Annotated in this window: 9 protein-coding genes; 2 read left to right on the plus strand and 7 right to left on the minus strand. The window is 59.7% G+C overall.

Annotation, left to right across the window (positions count from 1 at the left end; all coding sequences use genetic code 11):
- Positions 1-39: 39 nt before the first annotated feature.
- Complete coding sequence (gene recC, locus IE111_RS08185) at positions 40-3267, minus strand: exodeoxyribonuclease V subunit gamma (protein WP_189608058.1); 3228 nt, start codon at positions 3265-3267, stop codon at positions 40-42.
- A gap of 217 nt (positions 3268-3484) precedes the next feature.
- On the opposite strand from recC, the gene IE111_RS08190 reads away from it, so the two are divergent.
- Complete coding sequence (locus IE111_RS08190; RefSeq protein WP_189608059.1) at positions 3485-4279, plus strand: substrate-binding periplasmic protein; 795 nt, start codon at positions 3485-3487, stop codon at positions 4277-4279.
- Between the two features lie 30 nt (positions 4280-4309).
- Here IE111_RS08190 and IE111_RS08195 read toward each other — a convergent pair whose 3' ends face one another.
- The 5 genes from IE111_RS08195 to IE111_RS08215 all read right to left on the minus strand — a co-directional run bounded on the left by IE111_RS08195 (position 4310) and on the right by IE111_RS08215 (position 9176).
- Positions 4310-5200 (minus strand): dienelactone hydrolase family protein, encoded by an 891-nt coding sequence (locus IE111_RS08195; RefSeq protein WP_189608060.1) that lies wholly within the window; start codon positions 5198-5200, stop codon positions 4310-4312.
- Between the two features lie 200 nt (positions 5201-5400).
- Entirely contained in the window at positions 5401-6621 is a 1221-nt protein-coding gene (locus IE111_RS08200) for an ABC transporter permease (protein WP_189608061.1), read from the minus strand.
- The gene (locus IE111_RS08205; protein ID WP_229805287.1) at positions 6618-7307 is read right to left on the minus strand and encodes an ABC transporter ATP-binding protein; all 690 of its coding nucleotides are present in this window, start codon (positions 7305-7307) and stop codon (positions 6618-6620) included. Before IE111_RS08205 ends, IE111_RS08200 begins: the two co-directional genes overlap by 4 nt.
- Entirely contained in the window at positions 7307-8476 is a 1170-nt protein-coding gene (locus IE111_RS08210) for an efflux RND transporter periplasmic adaptor subunit (RefSeq protein WP_189608062.1), read from the minus strand. The genes IE111_RS08205 and IE111_RS08210 overlap by 1 nt, the downstream gene beginning before the upstream one ends.
- A gap of 7 nt (positions 8477-8483) precedes the next feature.
- The gene (locus IE111_RS08215; protein ID WP_189608063.1) at positions 8484-9176 is read right to left on the minus strand and encodes a YIP1 family protein; all 693 of its coding nucleotides are present in this window, start codon (positions 9174-9176) and stop codon (positions 8484-8486) included.
- A gap of 244 nt (positions 9177-9420) precedes the next feature.
- On the opposite strand from IE111_RS08215, the gene IE111_RS08220 reads away from it, so the two are divergent.
- On the plus strand, positions 9421-10380 hold the full coding sequence (locus IE111_RS08220; RefSeq protein ID WP_189608064.1) for a hypothetical protein: 960 nt from the start codon (positions 9421-9423) through the stop codon (positions 10378-10380).
- A 63-nt stretch (positions 10381-10443) separates the two neighbouring features.
- Here IE111_RS08220 and IE111_RS08225 read toward each other — a convergent pair whose 3' ends face one another.
- Positions 10444-12084, minus strand: a complete 1641-nt coding sequence (locus IE111_RS08225; protein ID WP_189608065.1) for an OmpA family protein — start codon at positions 12082-12084, stop codon at positions 10444-10446.

A 12084-nucleotide genomic window follows, 5' to 3' on the forward strand; every position in this document is an offset into this window, starting at 1 on the left:
CGACCGGCCCGAATGCCCGGCACCGGAGGAATGATCGAATCAACCCACTTGCGTGAACAAGGGCTCGTACAGGGCAATCATAGCGTCGTACAGGTCATCATGTGGCGGCGGTTCCGGCCAGAACCAGCTGAGATACGGATCCTCGGACAGCCCCGTTTTGACCATATCGCCTTGCCACAGGCGGTCGAAATGGCTGGGTTGGTACCCGCCTCGTTGTCGGGGTCTGGCCATCTCGACGCCGATGTCGGCGTTGTACGGCAGCGGTTCGCACAGGCCTTGTTTCCACACGGCGAGCCAATTGCCGAGTGTTTCCTTGGCCGTGGTGCGGTCCATCGGCGCGAACGTCCGTTCGTAGACATCGTCGGTTTTGCGCTCCCGGTACAGCCCCAGGGTGGTGGTGTCGCCCGACAGGTTGGCAACCAGATGGTGCAACCAGAGGCGGACGAAGTCCTTGCCTTTGGCGTCGGCGAGGCGCCAGAACAGGAGACGGCCGTCGGGCAGCCGCGGCAAGGTCGCGGTCAGGGTCTGGCCGGCGATGCGTTCTTCGACCGGTTCGTGGATCAGTTCCGCGCTGCCCAGTGCGTTCAGGCTGTCTGCAAAGTGGTCGGCCTGGTCCAGCCAGGTCGCCAGTTCGGGTTCCACCAACGGGTGGTCGGGCAGATCGCCTGAAAGCCGGGCACGGTTCATGACCTGGCTCTCCGTTGTATCCACCAGGCCGAGGCGACTGTGCACCAAGCTGTCTTGCAGTTTATAGCGTTGCAGATGGTCGGTGGTGAAGGGTTCGCTGTCAGCCAGTTGCGGCCGGTCGTCGAAACCGAGATACAAGCCGAGTCGCTGGCGGGCGAATTGGCGCGACGGGTGGTCGAAGAAGGCGATCAGCTCGTCCAGACTGACCGACTCCGGCCAGTCGGGTTCGGGCAGTCGAACCCGGGTCTCGGGTTCGGCCAACGGCGCGTGCAGGCGCAGCCAGTGACCGTCGAAACTGGGCCAGGTCGGCTGTTGGTCGCCGCGAATGTAATTTTCGATGCTGAACGGCTGCAGCGGCAGGGTATGGATCGCATCGCGGCGCCAGCCGCTGGAGGCTTCGAGGTAGTCGAACAGTTCGGTCAGCACCAGCGATGGCTGGCGCTCGGTGTTGGTGTTCACGTCCCGGCCCTGGTAGCTCAGGTAAAGTGCTTCGCGGGCCGAGAGCAGGGCTTCCAGGAACAGGTAGCGGTCGTCGCCACGTCTTGATCGGTCACCGAACCGTGGCTTGTCGTCGGCCATCAGGTCGAAGCCGAGCGGCGGCCGTTGGCGTGGGAATTCGCCGTCGTTCAGGCCGAGTACGGCCAGCACCTTGAACGGAATGGAGCGCATCGGCACCATCGAACAGACGGTAATCTGTCCGGTTAGGAACTGGCGGCCGGTGCTCTGACTGCCCGCAAAGCCGTTTTGCAGCACCTCGCGTACCACGGCCAGTGGAATCTCATCGTCATAGCCGGCTTCCTTGCAATGCTCGCCGAGATCGCCGATGGCCTGGCGCAGGTCGTCGTGAGCCGGATCGAAGGCATCCTCGCTGGCGAACAGGGCCCGTTGCAGCCGTTCTTTCAGAAAAGCCTGCCAGTCTTTGGCCGTACGCGGTCGATTCAGGTCGGCGGCGAGCGCCTGGAGGCGTTCGATAAAGGCCATCAGGCGGCCCAGTTGCAGCGCCTCGGCCCCTTCCACCTGGGGCAGCAGCAGTCGCTCACCAACGACAGTCTCTTCGTCGCCCCAGGCGAACCCGACCAACAGCCGCTCCAGACCTTGCCGCCAGCTGTAGTGGTCGCTCACTTCGCGGCCGCTCCAACGCTGTTTGTGGTCGGCGTCCAGCCCCCAGTGCACGTTGGCCTGCTGCAGCCAGTGCGCCAACTGGTCGATGTCGTCCGGGGTCAGGCCGAACTGGGCCTGGATGGCGGGCACGCGCAGCCAGCCAATCACCTGGTTCACCTGGAAGCGGGCATCCGGCAGCGTCAGCAGGTCGAGAAAGGCGGCAACGGTGGGGTCGGCGTCCTTCAGGTTGCGGTCCGCGATGGAGCAGGGCAGCGGCGGTACGCGTTCGGACAAGTCGTCGAACCGACGCGCGAACACGGCTTCGACGAAGGGTGCGTAATCTTCCACGTTCGGGCACATCACCACCACGTCCTTGGGCGTCAGGTCCGGCCGTTCGTTGAACTGGTGCAGCAGCCAGTCGTGCAGCCCCTGCACTTCGCGCAATGCGCTGTGGGCGCGGGTGACACAGACGGAGTGATCGCTCACATCGGTCGGTGTCCGGCGGCCGTCGTGCAGGCGCAGCAGATCGCGCTGCAATTGACCGAGCAGGGTAGGCGCTTCGTTTTCGCGGAACACCGGGCTTTCCAGATCGGCCCGTTCGGTGAGGAGTTTAACGAAAGCCTGGCCCTGTTGGCCAAGGTTGGCGATCAGCGGGTTGCCGACCTCCGGTAGGGTGTCCTGTGTCTCGCCGGTCTCGACCCAGGCCGCGCGCTGACGCGCCGCCTGTTTCTCGCTGACTACGTCGCCCCAGTAGTCGTCGCTGGGGTTCAGGTAAAGCACATGAATGTCGAGGCCGCCTTCGTCGGACAATGCCTTGAGAAAATCCAGCCAAAAGGGCGCCAGGGCGTTGATGCCGAACAAAAACAGGCGCTCCGGCAAGGGTTCTGAAGGGGTGGCGATGCGGTCGATGGCCTGGCGGGCCTTGCGGACCGGGTGGCCGGCGCCGCCCGGTTGGGCGATCAGCCGTCGCCACAGATGCGCCTGCCAGTGGTCGCCGCGACCGGCGTCCCAGTCCAGAATCCAGTCCGGCCGATAGAGCAGGTATTGTTCATAGAGGTCCGCCAGTTGACCGGCGAGCTGGAAACGGCGCACGGCCTGTTGCCCCCGGGACTGACGCTGCCAGTAATGGGTCGGCTCGGCAAAGGCCGGGTCCTGACGCACAGCCTCGCTGGCCAACAGGTCATTCAGTCGCCAGATCAGTACTTCCCGGCGGTAGGGTGAGGCTTCGGGTACATCGTCCTTGCCGAGGATCTGGCGGACGAGTGTCCAGAACTGGGTGACCGGCAGCGGGAAACGCAGGTTCATGCTGATGCGCCGGTCCGGATGCTCGGCCAGTTTCATGCTCAGCCAATGCTGCATGCCCTGGTGCTGCACCATGACGATGTCCGGCTGCAACGGGTTGTCGACCGGCACTGCCAGCAGAGTCGCGAGCGGTTCGACCAGGACTTCGAGTTGGTTGCCGGGCAGGGTGTGGAGCATCCGTCAGGGGCTGGTAAGAGTTTGAGCCAGTGTAGCACGACTCCATGGATGGAGGAGGTAGAGTGAAGCAGGATGCCCGAGCCGACGACTCCATGGATGGAGGAGGTAGAGCGAAGCAGGATGCCCGAGCCGACGACTCCATGGATGGAGGAGTTAGAGCGAAGCCGTGTTTTCGGGTCTATCCTGTGAATAGCCATTTGGGTGCGGGGTGTCCGTTATGTCCTGGCTGAGACCGGTGGGTCTGGTTGTTCTTCTTGCGCTGTGTTTTGGGGTCGCTCAAGTGGCGGCCGACGAAAAACGGGTGCGAGTGGCGACGCTCGGAGACTATCCGCCCTATTGTTTTTACAAGGAAGGGGTTCCGCCGAAGTCACATGAAGTCGTACCGCCGGGATCGGATGCGGAAAGTTTTCAGGGATACAGTTGGGATATATTGCGCGAGAGTTTTCATGCCCGGGGTTACACCATTGAGCTGGTGATCACGCCCTGGGTCCGAGCCATGGCCAATGTCCGCGAAGGCGATGCCGATTTGCTGTTCCCGGCGGGTAAAAACAGCGAGCGCGAGGCTTACTTCACGTATCCCCGAGTCCCGATCAACGACGCGGCGTTTCGCATCTACGTGAATCCGGACAGTTCCATAGAGTGGACCGATCTGTCCTCACTGGATGGTCTTACCATCGGGCTGGTGCGCGGTTACAACTTCGGTGACGACTGGGCGCATCAAAACGAGATCGAAAAGTACCCGCTGAACACGATCGAGCAAGGGTTTCGCATGCTCGCCTCGAACCGACTGGACGGTTTCGCCGGTTACGAAACCAACTGGGATTACGTGCTGAAAGAAATGGGTCAGCAGGGACGGTTCGAGAAACTGCCGGTATTCGGCTCCAGCCGGGAATACGTAGTGGGGCTGACATCCAACCCCGCTACCGACACCCTGTTGCGGGAATTCGAGGCGGGGTTGGCGACCATTCAGGACACTGGGGAATTCCAACGCATCGTCGAGCGATGGCGCTGACCCGGATACACACAGACCGGGTCAAACGCTCTAAGCCAGCTTTTCCTTGAAAAAGGCAATGGTTCGTTCCCAGGCGAGTTCCGCCGCCGCTTCGTCGTAGCGCGCCGTGGAGTCGTTGTGAAACCCGTGATTGGTGTCCTGGTAGACATGCGCCGTATAAGGCACGCCATTGGCTTTCAGCGTCGATTCATACTCGGGCCAGGAGGCGTTGACCCGGTTGTCCAGTTCCGCGAAATGCAACAACAAAGGTGCCCGAACCCGATCGCGGATCGATTCGGCGGGCGGGGTGCCATAAAACGGTGCGCCGGCATCTACGGCGTCCGGAATACTGGCGGCCAGCATGTTGACGACATAGCCGCCAAAGCAAAAACCGACGACTCCCAGTTTGCCGGTGCTTTGTTCATGGGTTTTCAGGAAGCCGGCCGCAGCGATGAAATCCGACTCCATCCTGGCCCGGTCCAGTGAACTTTGCAGGGCGCGTCCTTCGTCGTCGTTGCCCGGATAACCTCCGACCGGGTACAGGGCATCGGGTGCGAAGGCAACGAAACCGACCTTGGCGAGACGACGGGCAACGTCCTTGATGTAGGGGTTCAAGCCCCGGTTTTCATGAATCACCAGTACGGATGGCGCTTTCGCCAAACCCGTGGGAACAACCAGATAACCTTCACCTTCGCCATGCCCGTCGGGTGAGGGAAAACGGACATAGCTGGCCTGGATATCGGGGTCGTTGAACGAAACCTGTTCGGCCAGAGCATATTTGGGCAGCAAGGCGCCGGTCAGGGCGCTCATCGCGAAGCCCGCTGCGACCAGTGTGGACAGTCGCGCCATAAAGGTTCGGCGGTCGATCAGACCATGGGCGTATTCGTCGTACCAGTCAAAAGCTTCCTGGGGGATCGGTCGAGGGGTGGTGTTCGCGCGCATCTTGGGTGCTCTCTCCGTTGAGCCGAATGGCCTGGACCGCAGCGCTCAGATGCCTTTCGGATGGGGTCAGTCAATGGACCGGTATGAATCCGACCCGGTCCCTGAGGGATAGCACAAGAATCATAGCCGTTTTTTCGGCAATGGCAGGTAACCGACTTTTCACCGTGGGTAAAGTATTCGTCAGGCGGGTCGGAAGCCGGTTATTCGTACCTCAACGATTCGATCGGGTCCAGTCGCGCCGCCTTGGCCGCCGGCAGCAGGCCGAACAACACACCCACACCGGTGGAAAAACCGAGTGCCAGGAAGACCGCCCAGAGGGGCACCACGGCGGGTGTGAAGTTGGGGATCATGTTGGCGATGACCTTGCCCAGGCCGAAGCCGGCGGCGAGACCGATCAATCCTCCCAGCAGACACAGCACCACAGCCTCGATCAGAAACTGCAGCATGATATCGGCACGCGTCGCGCCCAGCGCTTTGCAGATGCCGATCTCGCGGGTGCGTTCGGTCACCGAGACCAGCATGATGTTCATGATGCCGATGCCGCCGACCAGCAGGCTGATGCCGACAATGCCGCCGAACACGACGGTGATGATGCCGGTGACCTGGGCGATGGACTGCTGGATTTGCTCCGAACTCTCGATCTTGAAATCGTCCGGTTTGCCCGGCTGGATTTTGTGTTCCTTGCGCAGCACCTGGCGGATTTGCTGACGCACCCAATCGAGTTCGTCGGGGTCGGCCTTGGCCAGGAAAATCATGAAGGGGTTGGCATGCGTCGGGGTGATGCTGTTGGCCGTGGTGAACGGAATGTAAGCCACGTTGTCGAGGTCCTGTCCAAGGAAGTTGCCCTTGATTTCAAGCAGACCGACAATCTTGAACCAGTCCAGCCCGAACTGGACGAATTCCCCGACCGGATCGTTCGGCAACTTCAAATCGCGTCGAACCTTGTCACCGATGACCATGACCCGGCTGCGGCCGATTAAGTCCGCGGCGATCAATTCACGCCCGCGGTCCGCGAACGTATCGTCCAGCACGAACAGGTCCGGTTCGACACCGCGCACGTCCACGCTGGAACGATTGCCCCGGTAGGTCAGGCCCTGGGCCGCGCTGAGAAACACCTGGGGCGTGACCGAGTCCAGACCCACCACTCGTTTACGAATCGCGAGCAGGTCGTCCTCGCTCAGATAGACGTCCCGACCTTCGTATTCCTGCTGGTTGAAGTCGGGCTGGATGATCAGCGAATTGGAGCCGAGCGATTCGAACTGTTGATCGATCGACGCCTGAAGTCCCTGCACCAACGAGACCACGGTAATGATCGACGCGACCCCGATGATGATGCCCAGCGAGGTCAGAAAGCTGCGCAACGCATTGGCTCGAATCGAGTGCAGGGCCGACCGGAAACTTTCCAGGATTAGGAAAATCATGCGGGTGCCTCCCGGCTGTCGGTCGCCACATGGCCGTCGTGCAACTGGATTTGCCGTTCACAATAGGCGGCGATGTCGGTCTCGTGCGTGACCATGATGATGGTCTGGCCTTCCTCGTGAAGCCGTTTGAACAGGGTCATGATGTCCAGGCTGGTTTTGCTGTCCAGGTTGCCGGTTGGTTCGTCCGCCAGCAGGATCGATGGCTGGGTGACCAGGGCCCGGGCAATGGCCACGCGTTGGCGCTGGCCACCGGACAACTCGTTGGGTTGATGGTGCATGCGTTCACCCAGCCCCACCTGTTCCAGCATCGCCTGAGCGCGGCGGGTACGCTCACGCAAACCGACCTTGGCGTAGATCAGCGGTTGCATGACGTTCTTTAAAGCACTGACCCGGGGTAACAGGTTGAAGCTCTGGAAAATGAAGCCGATTTCCCGGTTGCGCACCCGCGCCAGTTCCTTGCCGCTCATGCCGGAGACCCGCGAGCCGTCCAGCCAGTATTCGCCGCTGCTCGGGGAATCCAGGCAGCCGAGGATGTTCATCAGGGTCGACTTGCCGGAGCCCGAGGCCCCGATAAAGGCGACGTACTCGTTTTGCTCGATACCGAGATTGATGTCGCGCAAGGCGTGCAGGGTCTCGCCGCCCATGTGGTAGACGCGGCCGACGTTTTTCAGCTCAATCAGGGACATCAGGAAGCCTCGTCGCTGTCCGCCGGCACCTTGGCCGTGACAGCCTGGCCCTCGGTCAGGTCGATGAGCGTGCGGACCGGCCCGGCGATCACCTTCGTCTCCGGTTCCAGGCCGGATTCGATGGCCTGATAGCGGTCGTCGGACGGGCCCAGCGTGACTTCCCGGCGCTGGGCCTGGCCGTTCTCCAGTACCCAGACGTAAGCGGTGCCGGCGTCGATGTCCTGTTGCACCGCTTCCAGTGGCAGCGCCCATTGCTCGCCGGCACTGGTGGTGATGATTTCCGCGCGACAACTCATGCCGGGGCGGATCTCCAGGTCGCGGGTGTCGGTGATCAGCACCTTGACGGTGAAGGAGAGGCCACTGCGTCCCTGGGCCTGGCGGGCGGTCAGGGCGATGGTTTCCACCCGGCCCTCGAGTGGCGTATCCGGATAGGCCACCGCGAAGACCTTGACCGTCTGGCCGCGCGAGACCCGTCCGATGTCGGCTTCGTCGATTTCGATCTCGGCGTAGGTGCGGCTGGTGTCGGCCACGGTCATCAACGCCTGGTCGCCGGTGTTGCCGCTGATCGCCATCTCGCCTTCCTTGATGTCGAGCGCGGAGACGGTGCCGTCGATCGGCGCACGTACCAGGGTTTTCTCCAGGCGCTCCTGCGCCTGTTCCAACGCGAGCTGGGCGACCGCCAACTGTTGTTGCGTGGCTCTCAGGTCGACCCGGGCCAGCGCCAGTTGGTCTTGCAATGCCTGCACCGAGTCGGCGTTGGCGACATTGCGCTCGAACAGCAGCTGTTGGCGATCCAGTTGGTTCTCGAGTGCGGCTATCTGCACCTGACCGCGCTCGATGTCGATCTCGCGCAGACGCACGGCGGCTTGCTGGTTTTCGACATCCGACTGGAACTGATCCTGATCCAGTTGGATCACCACCTCATTGCGCTCGACCGCATCGCCTTCTTCGACCAGTACATCGGAGACCAGGGCCGTGACCTCGGGTCGCAACTTGCGCTCATCGCCGAAAATAATGCTGCCGGAAGCCAGTGTCAGCGTCTCGATGGTCTGGCGTTCCAGACTCACCGTTTCCACCGGAGTCCCGGTGTCGCGACCGGTCCAATTGGCCACCAGCGGTGTTCCCACGGCCAGAGCCAGAATGACGATCAGAATCAGTGCCTTTTTCATGGTGTCCTCACCAGACGATGAAGGCGGCCCAGCCGCCGAACAGCAATACAAACGGAATCAGAACAGTGACGATGGCGCCACCCCAGCTAGCGCCGGTCAGGGTTTTGAAGCCAACGATCAACAACAGCGCCACCCAGAGGTTGGACAGCGACAGAGCGTTGATCATGCCGGTCCAGGGGTGGGTTTGAGGCCAGTGCAGGACAAGGTTGTTCAGACTGGTCAGATCCAGTGTGGCGAAACTGACATACCGGTCTCCGGCCATGGCATAGCCGACGGCAATGGTGATCAGACCCACAAGCGACGGCAGAAAGGCATAGCACACCAGGCTGAACCAACGGCCGTATTTCAGTTCGGCATCGGTCCCGACCGAGGCAACCATGTGCAAATACAGTGCGACCAGCGCGTAGACGACCAATAGGAACAGCACCGGCATCACCCCGCTGAACGGCAGAAAACCGGCCATCTGTTCGCTGGCCATCGCCAGTTCCTCCGGACTCATCGTCTGACCGGACAGTGCAATTTGCTCGGCCATAAAGGCCTGCGGATCAACGGAGGTGAAATACCAGGTGGTGACAGCCGTGGTGGACACCAGGATCAATAGCAGTGGCACCCAGGCGGAAACATGTTGATCGCGAACCTGGGCGAAGGCTTGTTTTGGAGATGTGTACGTGTCTACTATGGCTTGAAGGCTGGCGTTCATGACCGGTCCTTTCAGTGAAGTTAAGCAGAACTCCATTTTCTCTACTGTAAAAGAGGGTCTGGAAGAAAGGAAGTGACTTATGTCACAGGAAGGTGAGCTTTATTTGAGGGTAAGTGTGGGGTGACAATCTGTATTTTTGGTACGATGTTAGATCCTGTATTGCTGATTGACATGGTTCTATGATGTGAAATAGTGCGTAATTCTGTGCCATTAAGAACCATTTGAATCTAAAGGAATTGTAGAAGTGAAATCAAAATATCTGGTTGGAAGTATATTGTTTGCTGTTTTGGTGGGGTGCAAGGAAGAAATACCTGATGCAGAAAACAACACCAATGATGATTCTATTAAAGTTGAGTATCCAGATTGCAAGACGGTATATAACACTAATGGGACGTCGGATAGCCCCATTGAATTCGATGTAACCCAAGGCTGTAGCTATGAAAGTACCGTTCCAGATGAAGAGGGAGACTCAGTATATCTCAACCTATTGCCCGGCTTGTATTACATTGAGTCGCGAAGTGGCGACGGCTCTCCATTTCTGGATATCGAAACGTATGATCTTGGCGAAGATCGTGATCGGGAGGTGTATTCCGGGTTTTTTTCCAATGGCCTATCGGGAATGTCTGAAATCTATGTGGATCAAGGTGAGTTTCTGAGGCTTAAAATAACCGTCAGTGAATTATCAGAATTGTATGGCGGCCCCGATGGGTTCAATGGCCCATACAAGTATAAACTCGTTTTTTATGGTGTCTCTTTACCAAAACGTGACTTCGCATGGGAGGGGAAATGGAGTGTCGAGCGCACTTTGACAGTGACCAATGGTACATGTGGTGATCAATTCGATTGGTTGGATTATACCATTTACGAAGAAGGTGGTCTGGAAATGGATTACCGTGTGGCCGATGGCACGCTCTTTCAGAAAGCACCCTATGACAACTATTTTTTCTCTGAAACTCCGTTGTTTGCTCTTCAAAGTGACGGTACAATTAGACCGAGCCAGAATAGCATTAGAAATCGGTACTACAACTTGGATGAGCTGTATCGAGACGAGTCATTCTCAGTGGAAGGGAAAATCAGTGCCGTTGATTCAAGTTTTCAAGGAGAATACAAATACGAAATGACCGCTATCGAATTCGACGAAGGTCAAGAATCGACTTACCGTTGTACAATGGAAGAGACATTTAATGGGACAAGGATAGAGTAAGTTGTACCCGAATACGCCTACTGGTTGAAGAAATAGGGCGCCCCCGAGGGGCGCTATCACTAATTATTCGAGGCGAACTTCGACGCGACGGTTGGCTCGGCGCCCCTCGGGAGTCGTGTTGTCCGCGACCGGCTGGCTGTCGCCGAAACCAATGGCGGTCAGTCGGTTTCGGTCAATGCCCTGCTCAATCAGATAGGTTACGACGGATTCAGCCCGCCGCTCCGACAACCTTTGGTTGAAGTCCGGGTTGCCGTCGTTGTCGGTATGGCCGATGACGGTGATGATTGCTCCGGGGTTGCGGTTGAGCCACGTCGCCAGCTGATCCAGCGCCGGTTGGTCTTCGGAACGAACCTCGGTGGACATGGAGGCGAAGGTGATCGGAATGGTCAGCACTTCGGGCAGTACCGTCAGGTTGACACTGACCGGACCCGCCTCGCGCCGACCGTTGGTGACCCAGTAGTCGAAATCGAGTGTCTCGACCGTCGAGCCGTCGTGTTGATAGACCAGAATGTCGTCCACCCTACGAACCGTGCCCGCTTGGGGTTGGGTCATGCGACTGACTGACAGCGGCTCGGCGTTGGGATCCGAGTCGTTGGCCAAAACATCGAGTCTTGAGACGGTGTTGAACCCGACTTGAAATTGATCTTCGCTCGGGGTCGGCGCGACCGGATTCAGGGTCAGGCTGACCTGCACGGGGCCGACTTCGTTTTCGCCGTTGGTGAACCAGTACTGGAACGCGTCCGATGTTTCGTCACCGCCTTCGTGACGGTAATGAATGGCCAGACCGTTGTCGACCACCTGAACTTGGCCGGCCGAAGCCCCTTCGACCCAGATGATGCGCAACGGCAAGCCGCTCGGATCGGAATCGTTGGCGAGGACGTCGAGTGTCTGTTCGCTGTCACGGTCCAGTGTGAAGCTGTCCGGTTGTCCGATGGGCGCGGGAATGGGCGCTGGCTCGGATTCTGGTGTAATCGGCTCCTGGACCGGTTCCGGCTCAGGGGGCTGTCGGGTGTTCAGGCGGAAGGTGAGGCCCAGAGTGAGTGTCTGGGTGGTTTCGCTGTCCAGGCCGTACACGCGCCAGCCGGCCCGGGTCGACCATTGCGGCGTTAAACGGTAGTCGGCCAATAGGCCACCGTACCAACCGGCGCCGTCGGTCTCGTCGGTACGTGCGGTATCGCCGTTGATGTCGTCCAGTTCAAACCGTTGCCACCAATAGTTCGCTCCCAGTTCGCCGCCCAGACTGAGCGGCCTCAGGCGATCGGCGTCGAACCCCTGCCAACGACCGGATACGCCAAGTGCCAGTCCGTTGCCGCTGTCCGGATGAATGCCTACCAGCGCATCGTACAGATCGTCGAGTTCACTCTGGGGAATGCTGCCGCTGTAGGATAAGTCAACCGGACCCAGGCTGAACCATTCGGCCTGGGCCGCCAGAGTGAACGGGCTATCGTCTCTTTGCCAGAAATCCCAGCCGGCACCCAGTCGCCCGGTAAAACGAGCCGTGTCCGGAGCGCTGACGGTTACATCGTCGAAGCCCGCGTCATCGATTTGTTGCTGGTAGTCGTCCTGGGTCAGGGCAGTGGCGGCCCCCGCATCGAGCGAGAACCACAGAGGGCCGGGTTTCTCTTCGTTGGACCAGGCCGGTGTGGTAGCGGCGACCAGTGCGGCCGCCAGGCTCAGTTTCAGGGTTGAATGGGTCAATGTCAT

Origin of the sequence: Saccharospirillum salsuginis, assembly GCF_014651855.1 — a bacterium.
GTDB classification, from domain to species: Bacteria; Pseudomonadota; Gammaproteobacteria; order Pseudomonadales; family Natronospirillaceae; genus Saccharospirillum; species Saccharospirillum salsuginis.